Genomic DNA, 20,329 nt, shown 5'->3' on the forward strand with positions numbered 1-20,329 from the left:
CATATCAAGATGCCTCAATATGTCCTATCCAGTATTAGCTCCAGTTTCCCAGAGTTATCCTCGAGTTAAGGGCAGGTTATCTACGTGTTACTCACCCGTTCGCCACTCTCTATATTGCTATAGAGCGTTCGACTTGCATGTATTAGGCACGCCGCCAGCGTTCATCCTGAGCCAGGATCAAACTCTCCAAAAAATTTTTGTAAAGTTTAATTTAAGCTCTAAAATTAATTAGTTTTTTTGTTTCATTGTTCATCATCATTCAGTTTTCAAAGACTCTTTTGCACTACGCTTTTTTCAAGCGCTTTTACATTCTATCATTATAAAACAACCTTGTCAACCACTTTTTGTCTAATTTAGACAAGGTTTTTAAATTGGATAGAAGTTTAAGTGGTGGAGGGGGACAGATTCGAACTGCCGAACCGTTAGGAACAGATTTACAGTCTGCCGCGTTTAGCCACTTCGCTACCCCTCCAACTTGTTCGTGCCTTATTATTCTATCGTAAGATAGATAAAATTGCAACTACTTTTTTAAACTTTTTTTGAATTGTGGCTAAAAGTTCGAAATACCTATATATAAGATATATATTAGGCGTTAAACCGATACTTTATATGCTTTTGTAATCACAATTCCTTATCTATTATAACAATACTTTTTTAAAAAACAACCTTTATGATAATTATTTTTTAATTAAACGCTTTTCAAGCTCATATCGCATTAAAACAATCTCACGACCACAGCCTTTACATTGAAGTTTAATATCTGCTCCAATACGTTTAATAACCCATTCTTTACTTCCACAAACATGTGCTTTTTTTGTTGTTACAATTTGACCAACTTCAAATGACATCATAATTCACCTCTTATAAAGGATTTTTAATGATTTTTGCGTATGCTCTTGGATATCCAGATTGGTGTTTTTCTTTTTTTATATAGATATTGGCTCTAAAACCCATATTCTCTAATTCGAAATTTTCAATATGGGAAATTTTAGAATTCAAAATTTTTAAAGCTTTATCTGCGCGCTTTATTTCTTCTTCATATTTAGATCCTTTAGGTGCAATAAATATACCACCAATCTTTAGCATTGGTATGCCGTATTCTAAAATGATATTAAGTTCACCTAAAGCTCTTGCAGTAACAACATCAAATTTTTGTTGATTTTTTAATGCATAAACTTCTGCACGCTCATGCACCACTTCATACTCTAAATTTAATTTTTCTTTAAGTTGATTTAAAAATTCAACCCTTTTAATTTGGCTTTCAACAATCGTGACCTTTAAGTTGGGATAAATCATTAAAAGCGGAATCGAAGGAAATCCTGCACCAGCACCCATATCACAAATTGATTCAACTTGATTAAAATCAATGCCTAATCCTAGTAAACAAGAATCTAAAAAATGTTTCACATATGCTTCTTCTTTATTTGTAATACGTGTTAAATTCGTATGTTCATTGTATGATACTAAAAAATCATAGTATGTATCAAATTGAACTACTTGCTTATCCGTTAGTTCATAATTCAAATATTTATTAAATAATTTTTTAAGCATGTCTAGACTCAAGGAATACCATTAAGACAGAAATATCAGACGGGTTAACACCTAATATTCTTGAGGCTTGTCCTAAAGTTTCCGGTTTTACTTTACTTAATTTTTCTCTTGCTTCAGAAGAAATATTGTGAATCATTGAATAATCAATATCCGCTGGTATTGTACGTGTTTCTAACTTTTTGAATTTTTCTGCTTCTCTTTTAGCTTTTTCAATATAACCTTCGTATTTAATTGTAATTAATGCTTGTTCATATGCAGATTCACTGTATGATCCTACAACAAAATGCTTTAAATCTTCTACATCAAGTTCAGGACGCTTTAATAAATCATAAATATAAACACCTTCATAAATTGGCTGAGAATTTCTAGATTTTAAATACTCTAAATTTTCTTTGGTTGGATTAATTCTTGTTTGTTTTGTATATTGAACGATATCATTCATTTCATTCATCTTGTTTTGGAATTTTTGATATGTAGATTCATCAACTAATCCAACTCGATAACCGTGTAATCTTAATCTAATGTCTGCATTATCATGTCTTAATAAAAGACGATGTTCGGCACGAGATGTTAATAAACGATATGGTTCATAAGTACCTTTTGTAATAAGATCGTCAATTAGTACGCCAATATATGCTTCATCACGGCCTAAAATTAAAGGTTCTTTATTTAAAACATTTAGCGCTGCATTAATACCGGCCATCAAACCTTGACAAGCCGCTTCTTCATAACCTGATGTACCGTTAATTTGGCCTGCACAATAAAGATTTTTAATAATCTTTGTTTCAAGCGTACGATAAAGTTGAGCAGGATTAATTGCATCATATTCGATTGCATATGCATAACGTAATATTTTCGCATTTTCTAATCCAGGTAAACTATGTACCATTTGTTCTTGAACATGTCTTGGCATAGACGTTGATAACCCTTGAATATACATACTATCCCAATTTAAAGATTCCGGTTCAATAAAAATTTGATGACGTTCCTTATCTTGGAAACGTACAAATTTATCTTCAATTGAAGGACAATATCTTGGTCCAACACCTTTAACAACACCACCATACATTGCTGATTCATCTAAATGATCAAAAATCAATGTTTTTAATTCTGGTGTCGTATGAATTAAATAACAATCCACATTATGCTTATATGATGTTAATTTAGAATCGTGTTCAAATGTCAAAAACTCCGTATCACCTGGTTGTGGTGTCATCTTAGAAAAATCAATTGTTTTTCTATCCACACGTGGTGGTGTACCAGTTTTTAAACGAATTACTTCAAAACCATGATTTCTTAATTGTTCTGAAATACCATATGTCGGTTTTTCACCGTGAGGACCACTTGCAATTCTTTCGTGTCCAATTAAAATTTCTGCAGCTAAGTATGTACCCGTTGTAATAACGACTGTCTTACCGTAATAAGGTGTTTCATCAAGTAGACGAACACCTTTTACGATATTATCTTCAATAATTAAGTCGTGAACTAATGCTTCAACAATTGTTAAATTTTCTTGGGTTTCTAAGACATCACGCATGATTTTAGGATATAATTCTTTATCAATTTGCGCTCTTAATGCTCGAACTGCAGGGCCTTTTGATGAGTTGAGCATTTTCATTTGGATCGTTGCTAAATCTGCTGATTTACCCATTTGACCGCCTAATGCATCAATTTCACGGACAACAACACCTTTAGCGGGACCACCAATTGATGGATTACATGGCAAAGTAGCAACTTTATTCAAGTCACCTGTGATTAGTAATGTATTCAGTTTGAGTCTTGCCATTGCTAATGCTGCTTCAACACCTGCGTGTCCAGCACCAACAATAATTCCATCATAAATCATATATTAAAAACCTTCTTTACCATTCAAAATACTTTCAAATTTTACAGCAACACTGTGTGGATTAAAACCAAAATGCTCTAAAACTTTTAAAGCAGGAGCAGATATTCCAAAGTCATCAACCCCATAAACAAATTGTGTGAATCGATACCATGAATAACTTGATCCTAACTCGATTGCTAAAGTTTTAACACCTCTTGGTAATATTTCGTTTTGATATGCTAAGTCTTGTTTTAAGAAATTATAATGACTTGGCATAGATACCACACGAATGTCAAATCCCTTTTGAGTTAATATTTTTTTTGCTTCTAGTGCAAGTTCAACTTCTGATCCACTTGCAAGTAAAATACCATCTAATTTTTGATGTTCTTTAGATACGATGTATCCACCTTTAAGAACACCCTCTTTAGATGTATTTTCTAAATTTAATACATTTTGACGTGTTGTAACAATCACATGTGCTAAATCTTTAGAATTTAATGCAGATTCTAAGGCAGCTTGTGCTTCTTTTCCATCTGCAGGACGTATCACATTTAAGTGTGGAATACTTCTTAAACCAACTAAATGTTCAACCGGTTCATGTGTTGGACCATCTTCTCCAACTAACACAGAGTCATGTGAAAAAATAAATGTGGAAGGTAACTTCATCATTGCAGCTAATCTCATAGGTGGTCTCATATAATCGCTAAAGACAAAGAAACCTCCGCTAAACGCTTTTAATCCCCCATGTAAATTAATACCATTCACAATAGCGCCCATCGCATGTTCTCTTACACCAAATTGGATGTTTCTACCTAAACGATTTTCTTTTGAGAATAAACCATCTTGTCCCTTAACTTTAGTTGATGATGAAAGGTCTGCAGAACCACCAATTAAGTTAGGATATTTTTTACCTGCGTAATCTAATAATTTACCTAACATATTACGTGTTGCATCTTTTGAACCAACTTCAAAAGTTACATCACTTAAATCAATTTCGAAACCATCTAAATATGATTTGAAATTTTTTGCCTCTTCTGGATATGCTAATTCATATTGATGTAACATTTCAATCCAAGCTTTATATGCTTTTTGCCCACGTTTATAAACCTTTGTGCGGTAATGTTCGTAAACTTCTTTTGGTACAAAGAATGGATCATAATTAAAATTTGTTTTTTCTCTTAAACTTAAGGCTTCTTCTTTACCTAATGGTGAACCGTGAACTTTAGATGTTCCTTCGTTTTTAGCACCTTTACCAATAATTGTTTTAATTTCGATAATGGTTGGACGATTTAAATCGCGTTTGGCAGCTAAAATCGCACGATGAATTGATTGAATATTTTCACCATCAGCAACTGATATATATTGCCAACCTTGCGCCTCAAATTGCTTTTTAACATCACTTGTGATGGCATCTTTTGTTGCACCATCTAATTGAATATTATTTGAATCATAGAAAACGATAAGTTTTCCTAATCCGAGGTGCCCCGCTAAACTCATCGCTTCTAAAGCAACACCTTCTTGTAGGTCACCATCACCACATATAACAAATGTATAGTGATCTATTAAATTAAAGTTTTCTTTATTAAATTTTGCACTTAAATGTGCTTCTGCAATTGCCAAACCAACTGCATTTGCAATTCCTTGACCTAATGGTCCTGACGTTGTTTCAACACCATCTGTATGACCATATTCAGGGTGACCTGGTGTATTACCAGGATATTGTCTAAAGTTTTTAAGATCATCAATAGACACATTAAATCCACTTAAATGTAAAAGACTGTATAGTAATGCAGAGCCATGTCCAGCAGATAAAATAAAACGGTCACGGTTAATCCAACGAGATTCTTTTGGATAGACAGTTAAATGTTTTGTAAACAAAGTATGTGCCATAGGTGCAGCACCTAAAACAATACCTGGGTGTCCACTATTTGCTTGGTTAATTGCATCCACACCTAAAAATCTGATACTTTGAATAGATAAAATGTCTTTATTATTCATTCTTATCATCCTTTTCTTCGTTTTCTTTCTCTTCTTCAATAACTTCGTTTTGATTTTCTTCTTCGTTAATTTCTTCAGTGTCTAAATCCACTTTAAAATATTGTTGATAATACAATTCTTGATTTTTTAAGACTTCTTCAAATTTTTCAACACCAAGATGATCTTTAATCATTTGACTTGCCTTAGTGTTTTCTCCTTGAACATAGTCTCTTAATTCTCTTTGTTGTTTATTTGATGAAACAAATAATCCAATCAACATAACAACCAATGTACCAATTGAAATTGGTTGTACATATTCAGAGAATAACATTTGAGCAACAAACATTAATATAAATAATGAAACAAACATTATCATAGAAAATGTTAAATATTTTTTACTCATTTTCTTTTGTTCGCCATAAATACTTAAAGTGAAATCTAACCAAATTGTATTAATTTCGTTTTCATATAATTCTTTTACTGCTTCATAATAACCTTTATCTACAAATAATCTAAAATCTTCACCATTAGAAGTCCAAACAGAGAAGCGACCTCTTTGTGCGAATTTTGCATAATCAGCACGATCATCTAAATAGTAAAATTCTAACTTTTTACCACGATAATCTTCCACTCTAAATGGAGTGCCTTGTGCTTTATCATAATCTTTTGGTAATATTTTCATTTTTTTCCTCCAATAATTAGTATCCATATTTGATTATATCATAATGATATATTGAATGGGCTTCGTTTATTTTTATTGATTCTATATGTCTCAATTTTTACATAAAAAAATATCCCTACGGGGTATCCTCACCCACATATCAGGTGACTTATGGCTGCTCCACTCAAGGCCTGACCAGGTTCGTTCCTTAATATTGAATGAGGATACCCCCTAGGGATATAAATTACCTTAGGGTTTTAAAAAAACTTTTTAATAATACTTTAGATTCATCTTCTAAGATGCCACCAACATATTCTACCTTATGATTAAAGTTATTGTCAAGTAAATTTACAACACTATTCACAGCGCCACCTTTTGAATCATATGCTCCAAAATAAAGTTTTTCAATACGTGCTTGAATAATTGCACCTGCACACATCGCACACGGTTCTAATGTTACATAAAGTGAAACTTCATTTAATCGCCATGATGGTACTTTTTTTAATGCCTTAAGCATTACAATCATTTCAGCGTGTTTTGAAAAGTCTTGATACTTTTCTTTTAAATTGTGGGCTCTTGCAATAACTTTTCCACCCATCACTGCAACTGCACCAACAGGAACCTCGCCTTTATCATAAGCCTTTTTAGCTTCTTTTAAGGCAAGTTTCATAAATTTTTCATGTGTTGTCATCGTCTTTTCCTAATACTTCATGTGCATGGCGACTTCTAGGTTCATAAGATTCAGATGCTCCAATAACAATAATTGGGTCATGAATACTCGCTGGTTTTCCATTAATGATACGTTGTGTACGTGTCGCTGGTTCTCCTGTTTTAACACAAATTGCAGTAAGTTTTGTAACAAACTCAGCAATAGCTAATAACTCTGGCATTGGTCCAAATGGTTTACCTTTAAAATCTCTATCAAGACCACCAATAATGACACGAATACCAATATCTGCTAAATAATCGGCAATTTTAACAATATTATGATCTAGGAATTGTGCCTCATCAATAATTACTGCATCAATATCTTCTTTAATGTATTTTAAGATATCATTTGCTTCCTTAATTAAAATCGCTTCTTCTGTAATTAAGTTATGTGATACAATTTCATTTTTTGCATTATAACGATTATCAATTTCAGGTTTAAATATTAAAAATTTTTGTTTCGCATAGCGTAGACGTCTTGCACGACGAATAAGTTCTTCTGTTTTTCCTGCAAACATCGGTCCACAAACAACTTCTATAAATCCATTTTGATATGCATGATACATAGCAGTAACCCCTAACTCTTTTTAGTTTATTATATCAAAAAGCGAGATGGATTCATCTCGCTTTTTAATTCATTATTTCTTAGATTTTTCTAAACGTTTATTGAACTTATCAACTTGACCAGCAGATGCAACGAATGTTTGTTCACCTGTGTAGAATGGGTGTGTGTCTGAAGTAACTTCTAAACGAACTAATGGATACTCTTTTCCATCTTTTTCGTAGATACCCTTTTCTTTTGCGTTGATAGTGGATTCAATTAAAAACTGTCTCTTAGTTTGAGCATCTTCGAAGATAACTAATCTAGTTTTTGGATGAATTCCTTGTTTCATACGCTAATTTCTCCTTCCGCCATGAGTGCGAACCTCATAGTAAGTTTTGCTAACCTATTATAACAAATCAAAATTATTTATGCAATAACTTTATTTAAAATGATGAAACCTTAAAATTTCTACTGTAAACTTGTAAAAATCTATTAGAAATGACACCTATTAAAAATCCCGCAGGAACGCTAATAAATAGCATAAACGGTAAATAATAGACTAAAAGTCCTTCTTCTAATAAATAAATACCAGCAATAATTTGTCCTATATTATGGAAAATAGCACCAAATACAGAAACTGTAACAATGTGTAATCTAAACCATTTTTTCATGATACCCATTGTAATAATTGAGAAAATTGCTCCACTTAACCCCATCCAGAATGTTACTGTAAATGATCGATATAATAATCCTACGAGTAATACTCTAAGAATGGTTACCAAACTTGCTTTTTTAAAATCGAATAAATATAACACAATCACAGTCACTAAATTAGCAAATCCTATTTTAGCACCTGGAACAGGTATGATATTAAGCTGCATTTCAATAACATTTAAAACTATAGCAGCAGCTAACATCATGGAAAGTGTTGTTAGAGTTTTAACATTTGTCATACATAACCATCCATATCGTCGGACACATTTTCAAATCGAATATATACTTTGTTTGGTAATGATATAACCGGTAATCCAGTTCCGTTATACCAATTTCGATTTACACCAATTTGTTTTGGTGTACTATCGTGAGCAATTCTTAAACTTTTTGTGTCAAAATCAATTTCAATCCACACTTCAGTAGGTCCGTTTTCATCCTCATAAGCACCCATAATAATATAGGCTAAATCGCCACCTTCATTTTCAATAGGATCAGTTACTTTAGGATATCCAGGAAATCCAGATTGTGGATAAACTTTGACTTCATTCTTATTAAAATCCACTTCAATGAGTAATTCGCTTCCTCGAAACACTTTTCCAATGGAGCCAGGCTCACCATGTTGAAGATTAACAATAATTAATGCAATACCGAAAATAACGAGGAGTGATGCAATAATCACATAGTCCTTTATTTTCATATTGTTATCCTCTTAGTGTTATTGTATTTTGGTTAAATACGCGTTTTGTACCATCAAATCGATAAATAACAGCTTCATATGGATGTTCTGTTAGAAACGCCTCAAGGGTTTTTTCATCCATACAGAATAGTGCAGTTGATAATGCATCCATGAATCCAGCATCTTCACCAATAATTGTTAAAGATAAATAATAGTTTGCTGGCATCTTCGTTTTTGGTGAAACGATATGGTGATACCAATTATTATCTGAATCTACAACATATTGTTCATATGATCCAGATGTTGTAATAGATGTATTTTTAATCGTTGCGTACGCGTATCCATAAGTATCAAACGGATCAAGTGGATCTCTCATACCAATCATAAATTCTTCAATTGAGCCAAACTTAACACCTAGAACAATCGATGATGTTCCACCTGAAATGTTATAGATAGTAACTTCATGATCTTCTAAATATTCTTTAGCTTTTTGTGTTGCAAATCCTTTAGCAATCGCTCCAAAATCAAGTTTTGATCCTTTTTTAAGTGTTACATAAAACTTTCCGTCAGTTTCATTTAGTGAAACACCTTTTTCAACAATTTCTATTGCATTCACTTTATCTTTAACTTGATTTACATCTTCAAAACTTACTTCTTCTTTAGGACTAGATTGAATTAAATCTTTCCACGCATCAACTACATCACCCATATAGAAATTAAAATAACCATTTGTTATTTCTTCAACCTCTAATGCTAATGCCATTAATTCATATAATAGTGGATCGATTTCAAAAGTTAATTCATCTTCATCAGTTTCTTTTAATGCTTTATTCATTTGAAAAACATTGTTTAAATAAACTTTATCATCTTCAAAATTATCAGTTAATGAATCAATTTTGTCATAGATTGCTTTAATATCTTTTTCGATATCAAGATTTGCATGTTTTTCGTTATCAAGATATGCATATCCACTAATATATGTATCCATTGTTTCAAAGCTGATATTTTTTCTTGATAAACCTAAATTTGGTATTGTACATGCAGAAAAAAGGCTTATTAAACCTATTAAAATTGTTATCATAAAACCTTTTTTCATCGTACAACACCTCAAAAATATAATTTAGAAAATACCTTTTAATCCTGATAATACCATTGCAATTAATCCTAATATAATTAAAAGAATTGGTAAACCTTTAAATCCTTTTAAAAGTGGATTAACACGAATGCGTGAAATAATAACTGTAAATAATACACTTGTAGCAACAAATCCAATCGCTGCTGCAAACATTTCAATTGTTGCATCACCTAATGATACTGAACCCAAACCATAAATAATTGGTACTAATAAAATTGAATGAATACCCATATATGGTTCATGTGGTAAAAATGGTACTTTAGGTTGAATAACTTGATATAACTCATTGACACAAATGAGTAAGAACATGACAATTAATAAATGTAAATACATTAAATCGAATGGAATTAATACAAATTGTACTAGTGCAATATCAATACCAAAGACAAGTAATGACATTACTGCAACAGTGCTACATTTAATAAATACTGGTTTAATTCGTGTTTGAGGTTCAATAATTGTTTCTAAACCTAAACCATGTGTCATAACGTTGCTGACAAGGACACCACTTAAAATGCTCGCAAGAATATTAAATAACATTTTGTGCATCCTCCTTGTCTCTTCTACTAAATCTAATTGTATTTATAATACCATATAAAATACCACCAAGAACAAATCCACCCATCGGTTGATTTAAGAATGAAAATGCATAATCTGAATTAAACACTTCAAACTTAAATTGGAATAATGAAATTGCTCCTGTTCCTAGGAATTCTCTTAAGAACCCTATAACAATACATAATAACAAGACTAATCCTAAATGTTCTAATCGATCAATATATCGTACTTTAACTTCATCTTCACCGTGTACTAAGTGAATAATGATTTTACTTGCATAAAGTGCAAGCATTTCTTCTAATGAAAGATAAGTATTAATCAATGTTAATAAAATTGCTAATATAGTTGTATTGAAAATAATCAATGAGTATACCTTCATACGGCCATCTAAGTACTTACTGATTAAAGCTTCAAATGGATACATTAAGGAAGCAATAATTAAGAATAGTAAGCCTACAGTTATACCTGATTGCAGTGTTGTAATGACGATAATTAATGGTGCTACACCAGCTAAAACCCAATATTTAACACGAGACTTACTCATCTTGCCACCTCCATAATATCTTCAATAATATTTGAGATAAGTGTTTGTGAATATGTAGTACCAGCTACTAAATCTGGTAATTCATCATTCACATTAACACCTTTTAATAATTCTACATATGAATTTGAAATTTGATAGAAGTTTCCTTGAGTATGACCGTATAAATCTTTAGGCATTGATACGTATTGAATAACGCCATTTGTATCGATTGCAACTAAAATTGTGATAGAACCTTCATGATCTTGGAAACCATCATTATAGCTACCATTTAATTTATGGCGGTAAACTTTATAGTTTTGTCCATTTACTGTAACATCACTAACTTCGATACCTAATACTGTATTTGATGCGTTTAATGTATATTTAGCACCAAATAATTGCTCAATGTAGTCAATTGGTTTACCGTTATGATAAACAATGATTTGTTCAACAACATTTTTAATTGCAGAACGAGATACTTGAATTGTTGTAGCACCTGCTGCACCATCAATGTATTGAACGTTTGGATAATATAATCCGTTATAGTTTTTAAGTAAATATTCACGAACTAAAGGTAAATAACTTTTTGATGTTTCATCTTTTGGAATAATTTCTTTATCAATTGCATAAACTTTACCTTTTGCATCGATTGCAACATATAACTCTAAATAAAAGTAAGTGTTGTCAACGCGCGCAATATAAAGGTTTGCAAGTTTTTCACCATTTAAATTCTTTACTTCTGCTTTTTCAAAAATTTGTGAATATTCAGGATCAATAACCGCTTGTTGATTAGCAATTACAACTTTTTGATTAAACATTTTATCGATTGCAGTTAAAGGTACAAAGTTTTGTAAAGTAACAACAACAATACCTACAACAAGCATGATCACAAATGCGACAGTTAATATGAGGTTTTCTTTTTTCATCATGATTGATATACCTCTCTTATAATGACTAAAATTTTGTGAACTAATCTTCTTGAGTTGTATGCTATTGATGGATCTGATGCACCAGCATAATTATCTAAAACATCTTGAATTTTACCGTCAAAGAATAATTCTAAATATTCAATAACAGTCGCACGATAGTTACCACCTGAATGCTTATATAAGTCGCTTGGTAATTCACCACCAATAATCTTACCTTCTAAATCTAAGGCTAAAATAAGTGTGATTGGTCTTTCAACATCAGAATCTGAGTTATAAATACCTGATTTAGTAACTGTATATACATAACCTTTATCTTTAATTGATTCTACTTTAACTTCAGCACCATCATATGTTGTTATTTCTGTACTAACAACTTCATAATCATCACCAAAGTATTCTTTGTAAGGTAACATATTTGGGAATTTTATAATTGAATCGTGATAAACACCTAAGCTTTTCATCATGGAAATTAAAGTATTTAGTGATACAGATGTTACACTACCAAGTACATCTGGCATATTAGAACTTACAAGCGCATCAACATATAATTTGATAGCTTCTTGAGTTCTAGATTGATACATTGTTTGATTTAATTCAACAATTTCAATTTTATCTATGCGATCTTTTAAATTCACTAGTACTCTTAATTTGATATTACCAAAACTATTTCCTGCATTAATGATATATAAATACCCTAATGGTGTTTCATCTTTTCCATAAACTTTTAATGCTAGTTCAATAGATACACCATTGATTGTATCTTTTGTCAATTGTTCAAAATCAATAACGTTTGGATAATAAACTTTAACTTCATCTAACATTTCTTGTCTGTCACGTTCTTTTTTGATTGGATCAAAGATTGCGTGGCTTAAAATAACTAATCCAAAACTAAAAGCCATTGATACAAATAATATAATTAATTTTTTAATTTTTGTTGCTGTCATATTGTGTACCCTCCTAAGACAAGGAAGCTAATCACACATATTAAGGCAAATGATAATCCGTATGTTAAGAAAAATTTCTTTGTAAAACGGTTTGTTGCCCAACGTGGATAATCAATAATTGGTACGAGGACATTGGCAATTAAAATTGCAAATGCTACCCCTTCAGGAAGTGCACCAAATGTTCTAATCATGAAAATTAACGTTCCAATGATTAAGCCATAGTACCATCTGCCCGGACGTGTAATTGGACTTGTTACAGGGTCTGTTACCATGAAAGCCAATCCAAAGAGTAATCCACCAGATAATAAATGGAATAATACATATTCAACAACGTGATATGGATAAAGAATTATACCAGCAATTGTTGTTAATACAGTGAAGATAACTAATGCTGAAACCATTGGTCTAAAATCAGCACTTTTACGAATAATTAAGTAAATTGCACCAACTAAAATGAGTAAACTATGAACTTCACCCATTGCACCAGGAATATTACCAACGAAAAGGTCAGTTAATCGATAAGCATTAAATGCATTGGGGAATCCCATACTTAATGCTGTAGCTCCAGATGTTTGGTCAACAAAACCATAACTACCTTGGAAAAATCCTGCAAATGTTACTGCAATAAATACTCTGCCTAAAGCTGCTGGGTTAAAAATATTGTATCCTAAACCACCAAAAATCATTTTTCCTACAAATGCTCCAAATAAAGCACCCATAAACACGACATATAAACTGAGTTTATCTGGTAATAACATTGCATAAATTAAACCAGATACTGCCGGAGCAGAAAAATGATTGATAGAATATTTTTTAAATTTTGCTTGAAGTTTTTCTTTAAAAGTATACCCTTCTACTTTAGTTGTTGCTAAAAAATAAATTAATTCAGTAAGTATGAATACAACTAAGCTGATTAAAATACGAACTAATGCATCTAATCCATATTTATAAATTGAGAAAAATGTAACTGGTGTTAATGCGATTAACACATCAAACATCATGCGTTTAGTAGAAGTTTCTTTTCTAATATAAGGTGATGTTTTTTTAACAATTGATGGTGTCATGTTCAATTACCTACCTTAACATTCTCTTACCTTGTCTCATATAATCTGTTAAATGAATCTTAGATGGACATACGTATGAACATAATCCACATTCGATACATTTATTAACAGACAAGGTTTTTAAAAATTCTTTGTCGTTTGCTTTAACAGCATTCATAATTTGAACTGGTTGAATCTTAACAGGACATGAATACACACATGATGCACAGTGTACACATGGATCTTCATTTAAAAATACTGTGTTTTGAACAATTAATGATGTTGTTGTATGCGTTAAGATTAAATCATCTGAAGGAACGCTTGAACCCATCATTGGTCCACCTACAATTAAGGTTTTTGGAATTGATGGATCAACATAACCCCCAGCAATATCAAGTAAACTTTGGATAGATGTTCCGATTCTTGCTTTAAATGATTTATTAACAGCACCATCACCTGAGATAACAAAGTATCTCTCTAAGACAGGTAAATTGAATTTAACTGCATGATATAAAGATTGTAGTGTTGAAACGTTAAATGGAATAATGCCATAATCAGCTGTTAATTTACCTTGTGGTACAACAATACCAGTAGCTGATTTAATTGCTTCTAATTCCCAACCTTGTGGGTAATAATTACCAACAGATGCAACTTTAATATCATAGTCAGTGTAATAATTTAATGCAAACTCTAATCTTTCTTTAATTTCGGTATATTTTTTCTTAATTGCAATAATACCTTGTTTAGCACCTACAGCTTGCATTGCATAAATTAACCCTTTGATGAGTTCATCTGGATGATTCATCATAAGCTCATAGTCAGAGATTAATTTAGGTTCACATTCAACACCGTTTGCTAAGATGATATCAACTTTAGCTTTTGTGTTTAGTTTGATATAAGTAGGGAATCCTGACCCACCTAAACCAACTAATCCTGTGTTTTTTGCAATTTCAACAAAATCTGCTTGTGTTAGTTTTGCAATATCTTCATCAGATCTTGTTTGTACTGACTCATGGATTTCATACTTAAAATCATTTTTAACGATTAAGCAGTTAACTTTTTGTCCAGATGAGTCATACTTCATCTCCATCCCTACAACTTCACCCGAAACAGTTGCGTGGATAGGTTGTTCAAAAAATGCGCCCTTTCTTGTACCAATAACTTCACCAACTTTAACAAATTGTCCAAAAACAACGCATGTTTCACCTTCTGGACAACGTTGGTTTGTAATTGGGTAATATAGATATGGTGCTTCAAGATGGTGTACTAAAGGTAATCTTTTTAAATTAGTTTTACCATCGGGAATAATTCTTGTCTTTGTAATCAAGGAACATCTCTCCTTCTATTCTTTAGATTTTATTAGTTCAATGACTTTTTGTTGTGTTTCTTTAATTTTTTCTTTAGTCGGGTCTGATAATAACTCATGGATAAAATATGATATTTTGATGAAATCTTCTTCTTTAAAACCTTTTGTTGTCATCGCAGGAGATCCTAAACGAATACCTGATGTATACATTGGTTTTTCTTCATCAAAAGGTATGGCATTTTTGTTAATTGTTATATTTGCTTGATATAAGATGTCTTCTGCTTGTTTGCCTGTTATACCAAGTTTTGATTTCACATCAATTAAAACTAAATGATTCTCTGTTGTACCTGAGACAATCTTATAGCCTAACTTTGCAAAAGTATCTGCCATTACTTTAGCATTTTTTATAACTTGTTGTTGATATGTTTTAAAATCATCTTCTAATGCTTCTTTAAAGGCTACCGCTTTTGCTGCTATAACATGCATTAGTGGACCACCTTGTTCACCAGGAAAGACAGCTTTATCTATCTTTTTAGCAATTTCATCATCATTTGTTAGAATGATTCCGCCGCGCGGGCCTCTAAGTGTTTTATGCGTTGTTGATGTTACAACATGTGCATAGGGTAATGGTGATGGATGAAGTCCTGCCGCTACTAATCCTGCAATATGTGCCATATCAACAAATAGATATGCACCTACTTCATCTGCTATTTCTCTAAACTTTTTAAAATCAATGATTCTTGAGTATGCACTAGCACCTGCAATAATCATTTTTGGTTGAACATCTTTTGCTATTTTTAAAACTTCTTCATAATCAATCATGCCAGTTTGTTTCGAAACACCGTAATGATAAGCTTCATAAAATCTTCCTGAAAAAGATAATTTATAACCGTGTGTTAAGTGCCCTCCAGCATTGAGGTTCATACCTAGTACACGATCACCAGGATTAAGTAATGCATGGAAAACTGAAGCGTTTGCTTGAGAACCTGAATGCGGTTGAACGTTTGCATATTTTGAATTAAAAAGTTTTTTTACACGTTCAATTGCTAAATTCTCAACAATATCAACATATTCACATCCACCGTAATAACGTTTACCTGGATAACCCTCGGCATATTTATTTGTAAGAATTGAACCTTGTGCTTCTAAAACGTTCTTTGAAACGAAATTTTCGGATGCAATAAGTTCAATGTGATATTTTTGTCTTTCTTCTTCTTTTTGAATTGCTTCATACAATTCCTGGTCATATTTTTTTAAATTTTCCATAGATAAAAACCTCATCATTCGTACTATGTTAAAATTATACCATTTAAAAAAACAATTTCTCTTAACATAGTTATATATACATTAATAATGTATAGAATCGTCGGTGCATATCTATTTTAAGGGTTGCGTATTAAAAAAGCAACTTTTTATGTAAATGATAACGCTTGCAAGACAAAAATAAAATAAGTGCGACAATTGCGCACTTATTTTACGTTATGGTAAACGTTTTGAACGTCATCAAGTTCTTCTAATGTGTTAATTAGTTTTTCAAATTTTTCTAATTCTTCTTTAGAAGTAATTTCTACAGATTGAAGTGGTAAGAAGGTAATATTATCTTCTTTTGTTTCAATACCTGCATTTTTTAATGCATTTTTAACTTCTGCATATTGTGAAGGTTCAGCATAAATTGTAATTTCATCACCTTCAGATTCAATGTTTTTAACATCTAAATTGTTTTCTAATAAGACTTCTAAAATCTTATCTTCTGTTGATTCAACTAAAAATGCTGAAACATGTTCAAATTGATGCATTACAGATCCTGAAACGCCTAGTTTTCCACCAGATTTATTAAATGCTGTGCGTACATCTGATAATGCACGGTTATTATTGTCTGTTAAACATTCCACAATAATTAAACTATTTCCTGGTCCAAAACCTTCATAACGAATTTCATAATAGTTTTCATCACTATTACCTTTAGCCTTGTCAATAGCACGTTTAATAACGTCACTTGTAACTTGATCTTTCTTCGCTTTTTCGATAACGCGTTTTAAGTTCACGTTTAATTCAGGGTCAGGAACTCCAGCTTTCGCTGCCATATATATTTCTTTACCGTATTTAGCATAAACTTTTGATTTAGCCAATGCGGTTTTCATCATTGATTCTTTTCTTACTTCAAATGCTCTTCCCATTGTTAATCAATCTTCCTTCTTGCTAAATTTTTTCTCATATGAAGTCATCGCTTCTTCAATTACACGAACTGCTTCCTCGCGACCTTCAATATCTAAAATATATGTTCTTTTCCCCTCTAATGACTTATACACTTCGAAAAAGTGTGAAATTTCAGATAGTAAATGATGCGGTAAATTTTTAAGGTCAGTATATTGAGTTAATGATGGATCTCCAAAGGGTATTGCGATAATTTTTTCATCAACTTCATCGCTATCAATCATTTTGATAACACCGATTGGATAACAATCGACTAAACTCATTGGTTCAATATCTTCTTGGCAAAGTACTAATACATCGAGTGGGTCATTATCTCCTGCATAAGTACGAGGTATAAATCCATAATTTGCTGGATAGTGAGCAGATGTAAATAAGACTCTATCCAAAATAATCATACCTGTTTCTTTATCAAGTTCATATTTTTTCTTACTGCCTTTTGAAATTTCAACGCATACAATAAAACGTTCTGGCGTTATTCTTTTTTGGCTAATATCATGCCATATATTCATATTTTTTCACCCGTTTTTCTTTTATAGCATATACATTTTAACACTAAATCAAAATTTTTTCTATCTAAAGATAGTATAATATGTTTGAAAGGTTGTGAAAAAATGAAAGAAGTTTATGAAACAATAGTTACTAACGAAGATGGTTCTTATGCAAAAGTTTTTGCTGAAAATGGATTTTATGTTAACGTAAAGCCTGTTAAAGAAGCAGATAGTGAGCATACAAACCCAGAACAACTTATTGGTGCTTCTTGGGCAACATGTTTAAATATTACTGTTCAATCTATACTTAAAGCTAAACAAATGAACAATAAATCTAAAGTTAGAGTTCATGTGAAATTATTCTTTGATCCTATAACAAGATATAGTTTTACACTTGATGCCTACGTATCAATTGAAAATTTAAGTTTAGAAGAAACAAAAGTTATTGCTGAAACTGCAGATAGATTTTGTCCAGTATCTAAATTATTAAAAAACAGTGGACAAGTCACATTAAATGTGGAGTCATATGAATAAAAAGAGTGGGCAACCACTCTTTTTTAATCTTTTAATCTTAGTTCATCAATAATTTGTTTAAGTAAATCCGGTCTATCTGTAATAATACCATCTGCGCCTAATTCAATTAACAATCTCATTTCTTCAGGATCATTAATTGTCCAATAAAGTACTGCCATATTTTTACGATGGGCATCATTGATGATTTGACTATGCATTAAATTTGGTTCATAAACATCTCCAACTTTAATACCAATTTTATCTTTAATAAATCCAGGAAGCATATCAAGTAAGCTTGCGGTACTTCCACTAATTGGCTCCATGCTTGTACGATTTGGAAGAATTAAAACTTCGCTGTTTACATTCCAGAAAAAATCAATATGAAATGCACTAAATACTGCAAAGTTTGTTGTTTCTTTAACACCTGCATTCATTAACATTTCAGGTGCATTTTCTCTAAAGTATGTTGTTACATCGTCAGAGAAAGATGCTAAAACAACATTGTTCTCTAATCCATACTTGTAAACTAAATCAATAAGTATTTGAGCAGCTACTTTATATCTATCGCCACCTTCATAACCTTCTGATGTTGGTGAGTCTTTAATTTCTAAAATGTATAATACACTATCTCCAACTTTTTTAAAGATATCTTCTTCTAAATTTGCCGGTACCATTTTAGATAATTGCTCTTTGGTGCTATTTTCAAATGGTTTATCACCATTAGGATCAACAAAATTTCTCGCTAGATAATAGTCATCATTTTCATATTCTTTTAAAATATCTTCATAAGTATAATCTTTAATTAATTTACCATTCATCTCTGATTCATCTGAAAAGTGTAAAAATAAATCATGATGTGCAATTAAAATATTATCACTCGTTAAAGATAAATCTATTTCTAAAACATCTGCATCAAAATCATAAATCAACATATCATATGCATATATTGTATTTTCTGGTGCTAATTTTTTAGCTCCTCCATGAGGAATAATTAAAGGGTATTTTCCCTCTTTAATAAATGGGTTTGTCTTATTCACTTTAGATGGTGTAACCGGTATAACGTTTAGTACTGTAATTGATAATACTAAAACGAATAATACAATGATAAACCATTTAATAATTCTAAATAATATTTTCATTTTTCCCTCTCATTTCTATTCAAATATAGTTCATATAAATTATACCCTAAAGCACAAATTGTCATCGGTCCAACGCCTTTTGGAACAGGTGTAATATAACTTACTTTATCTTTAACGGCTTCAAAATCAACATCACCTGTTAGTTTGCCATCAACACGATTAATACCCACATCAATTACGATTGCTCCATCCTTAACCATATCGTATGTTACAAATTTAGGTTTTCCTAGTGCTGCAACTAAAATGTCTGCTTGTTTAGTAATTGATGGTAAGTCTTTCGTTTTTGAATGTGTAATCGTTACAGTAGCGTTTTTATCTAAAAACATTTTAGAAAGTGGAGCACCTACAATTTGACTTCGACCAATAATGACAACATGTTTGGATTGAACATCAATTCCATAATAATCAAGTAGCATCATAATTCCTTTAGGTGTTGCTGGACGAATTCCTTCTCTTTTTTGGAATAATAAACCTTGATTCATTGTATGGAATCCATCAACATCCTTTTTATATGAAATAGCATCCATTAATCTTTCTTGGTTCATATGTTTTGGTACAGGTAATTGTAAAAGAATCCCATCAACAGAATCATCATTATTTAGTTTTTGAATAAATTCATAGATTTCATCTTCATCACTATTTTCTTTAAAATGATTTAAATTCGCAACCATACCCAATTCACTTTGTGTCTTCACTTTTGAATTCACATAAATTAGGCTTGCTGGATCATCACCCACTAAAATAATTTCTAATCTAGGTTTTCTTTTTAGCTGTTCTACTTTTTTCTTTAATTCTTCGTTGAGTATTTTTGATACTTTTAAACCTTCAAGTAACATCATTCATCATTCCTTTTCTATCATTCATATTTTACACTATAAACA

Annotated in this window: 23 protein-coding genes, 1 tRNA gene, 1 rRNA gene and 1 other RNA gene; 1 reads left to right on the top strand and 25 read right to left on the bottom strand. The window is 31.4% G+C overall.

What is annotated here, in order from left to right:
• From T434_RS0104515 to T434_RS07935, 23 genes are all read right to left on the bottom strand, one after another.
• Window positions 1–193, bottom strand: a 16S ribosomal RNA gene (locus T434_RS0104515); the annotation flags it as partial.
• 195 nt (window positions 194–388) lie between these two features.
• Window positions 389–472, bottom strand: a tRNA-Tyr gene (locus tag T434_RS0104520).
• A 205-nt stretch (window positions 473–677) separates the two neighbouring features.
• Window positions 678–851: a DUF951 domain-containing protein gene (locus tag T434_RS07705; protein ID WP_084301091.1), complete on the bottom strand. Its 174-nt coding sequence runs from the start codon at window positions 849–851 to the stop codon at window positions 678–680.
• Between the two features lie 10 nt (window positions 852–861).
• Window positions 862–1,551, bottom strand: a complete 690-nt coding sequence (rsmG, locus tag T434_RS0104530) for a 16S rRNA (guanine(527)-N(7))-methyltransferase RsmG (protein ID WP_035358416.1) — start codon at window positions 1,549–1,551, stop codon at window positions 862–864.
• Entirely contained in the window at window positions 1,544–3,397 is a 1,854-nt protein-coding gene (mnmG, locus tag T434_RS0104535; protein ID WP_026400088.1) for a tRNA uridine-5-carboxymethylaminomethyl(34) synthesis enzyme MnmG, read from the bottom strand. Before mnmG ends, rsmG begins: the two co-directional genes overlap by 8 nt.
• Before the next feature lie 3 nt (window positions 3,398–3,400).
• Window positions 3,401–5,374 (bottom strand): transketolase, encoded by a 1,974-nt coding sequence (gene tkt, locus T434_RS0104540; RefSeq protein ID WP_026400089.1) that lies wholly within the window; start codon window positions 5,372–5,374, stop codon window positions 3,401–3,403.
• Window positions 5,367–6,035, bottom strand: coding sequence for a hypothetical protein (locus tag T434_RS0104545; RefSeq protein ID WP_026400090.1), 669 nt, complete (start codon window positions 6,033–6,035; stop codon window positions 5,367–5,369). Before T434_RS0104545 ends, tkt begins: the two co-directional genes overlap by 8 nt.
• A gap of 116 nt (window positions 6,036–6,151) precedes the next feature.
• Window positions 6,152–6,245, bottom strand: an RNA gene (ffs, locus tag T434_RS07710) — signal recognition particle sRNA small type.
• A gap of 13 nt (window positions 6,246–6,258) precedes the next feature.
• The gene (locus tag T434_RS0104550) at window positions 6,259–6,705 is read right to left on the bottom strand and encodes a nucleoside deaminase (protein WP_026400091.1); all 447 of its coding nucleotides are present in this window, start codon (window positions 6,703–6,705) and stop codon (window positions 6,259–6,261) included.
• Window positions 6,692–7,288 carry a thymidine kinase gene (locus tag T434_RS0104555; protein WP_162150735.1) on the bottom strand — a complete coding sequence of 199 codons (597 nt, stop codon included), beginning with the start codon at window positions 7,286–7,288 and terminating at the stop codon, window positions 6,692–6,694. The genes T434_RS0104550 and T434_RS0104555 overlap by 14 nt, the downstream gene beginning before the upstream one ends.
• Window positions 7,289–7,360: 72 nt before the next feature.
• Window positions 7,361–7,615, bottom strand: a complete 255-nt coding sequence (locus tag T434_RS0104560; RefSeq protein ID WP_026400093.1) for a type B 50S ribosomal protein L31 — start codon at window positions 7,613–7,615, stop codon at window positions 7,361–7,363.
• Between the two features lie 94 nt (window positions 7,616–7,709).
• Window positions 7,710–8,219: a Gx transporter family protein gene (locus T434_RS07010; RefSeq protein ID WP_051614418.1), complete on the bottom strand. Its 510-nt coding sequence runs from the start codon at window positions 8,217–8,219 to the stop codon at window positions 7,710–7,712.
• On the bottom strand, window positions 8,216–8,677 hold the full coding sequence (locus tag T434_RS0104570) for a hypothetical protein (RefSeq protein WP_162150736.1): 462 nt from the start codon (window positions 8,675–8,677) through the stop codon (window positions 8,216–8,218). The genes T434_RS07010 and T434_RS0104570 overlap by 4 nt, the downstream gene beginning before the upstream one ends.
• A 4-nt stretch (window positions 8,678–8,681) precedes the next feature.
• Entirely contained in the window at window positions 8,682–9,752 is a 1,071-nt protein-coding gene (locus T434_RS07525) for an FAD:protein FMN transferase (protein WP_051614420.1), read from the bottom strand.
• A gap of 24 nt (window positions 9,753–9,776) precedes the next feature.
• Complete coding sequence (locus T434_RS0104580) at window positions 9,777–10,331, bottom strand: hypothetical protein (RefSeq protein WP_026400095.1); 555 nt, start codon at window positions 10,329–10,331, stop codon at window positions 9,777–9,779.
• Window positions 10,321–10,893, bottom strand: coding sequence for a hypothetical protein (locus T434_RS0104585; RefSeq protein WP_026400096.1), 573 nt, complete (start codon window positions 10,891–10,893; stop codon window positions 10,321–10,323). The genes T434_RS0104580 and T434_RS0104585 overlap by 11 nt, the downstream gene beginning before the upstream one ends.
• A complete protein-coding gene (locus T434_RS0104590; RefSeq protein ID WP_162150737.1) occupies window positions 10,890–11,801 on the bottom strand; it encodes a hypothetical protein in 912 nt (303 codons plus the stop codon). The genes T434_RS0104585 and T434_RS0104590 overlap by 4 nt, the downstream gene beginning before the upstream one ends.
• Complete coding sequence (locus T434_RS0104595) at window positions 11,798–12,745, bottom strand: hypothetical protein (RefSeq protein ID WP_162150738.1); 948 nt, start codon at window positions 12,743–12,745, stop codon at window positions 11,798–11,800. The genes T434_RS0104590 and T434_RS0104595 overlap by 4 nt, the downstream gene beginning before the upstream one ends.
• Window positions 12,742–13,809 (bottom strand): RnfABCDGE type electron transport complex subunit D, encoded by a 1,068-nt coding sequence (locus T434_RS0104600; protein ID WP_162150739.1) that lies wholly within the window; start codon window positions 13,807–13,809, stop codon window positions 12,742–12,744. The genes T434_RS0104595 and T434_RS0104600 overlap by 4 nt, the downstream gene beginning before the upstream one ends.
• A 10-nt stretch (window positions 13,810–13,819) precedes the next feature.
• Entirely contained in the window at window positions 13,820–15,115 is a 1,296-nt protein-coding gene (locus T434_RS0104605) for an RnfABCDGE type electron transport complex subunit C (RefSeq protein WP_026400100.1), read from the bottom strand.
• 15 nt (window positions 15,116–15,130) lie between these two features.
• Entirely contained in the window at window positions 15,131–16,360 is a 1,230-nt protein-coding gene (gene glyA / locus T434_RS0104610; protein ID WP_026400101.1) for a serine hydroxymethyltransferase, read from the bottom strand.
• Window positions 16,361–16,563: 203 nt separating this feature from the next.
• Window positions 16,564–17,271 (bottom strand): YebC/PmpR family DNA-binding transcriptional regulator, encoded by a 708-nt coding sequence (locus T434_RS07930; protein ID WP_026400129.1) that lies wholly within the window; start codon window positions 17,269–17,271, stop codon window positions 16,564–16,566.
• A 6-nt stretch (window positions 17,272–17,277) separates the two neighbouring features.
• Window positions 17,278–17,817, bottom strand: a complete 540-nt coding sequence (locus tag T434_RS07935; RefSeq protein WP_162150740.1) for an inorganic diphosphatase — start codon at window positions 17,815–17,817, stop codon at window positions 17,278–17,280.
• Between the two features lie 102 nt (window positions 17,818–17,919).
• Here T434_RS07935 and T434_RS0104625 point away from each other — a divergent pair, with 102 nt between their 5' ends.
• Window positions 17,920–18,330, top strand: a complete 411-nt coding sequence (locus T434_RS0104625) for an OsmC family protein (RefSeq protein WP_035358419.1) — start codon at window positions 17,920–17,922, stop codon at window positions 18,328–18,330.
• Window positions 18,331–18,353: 23 nt separating this feature from the next.
• Here T434_RS0104625 and T434_RS0104630 read toward each other — a convergent pair whose 3' ends face one another.
• Together T434_RS0104630 and T434_RS07025 are read right to left on the bottom strand one after the other, a co-directional pair.
• Window positions 18,354–19,448, bottom strand: coding sequence for a glycerophosphodiester phosphodiesterase family protein (locus T434_RS0104630; protein ID WP_026400103.1), 1,095 nt, complete (start codon window positions 19,446–19,448; stop codon window positions 18,354–18,356).
• Window positions 19,445–20,287: a bifunctional 5,10-methylenetetrahydrofolate dehydrogenase/5,10-methenyltetrahydrofolate cyclohydrolase gene (locus T434_RS07025; protein WP_162150741.1), complete on the bottom strand. Its 843-nt coding sequence runs from the start codon at window positions 20,285–20,287 to the stop codon at window positions 19,445–19,447. Before T434_RS07025 ends, T434_RS0104630 begins: the two co-directional genes overlap by 4 nt.
• Between the last annotated feature and the right edge of the window lie 42 nt (window positions 20,288–20,329).

The sequence above is a fragment of the Acholeplasma equifetale ATCC 29724 genome (assembly GCF_000687735.1).
In the GTDB taxonomy this organism is placed as follows: domain Bacteria; phylum Bacillota_I; class Bacilli_A; order Acholeplasmatales; family Acholeplasmataceae; genus Acholeplasma; species Acholeplasma equifetale.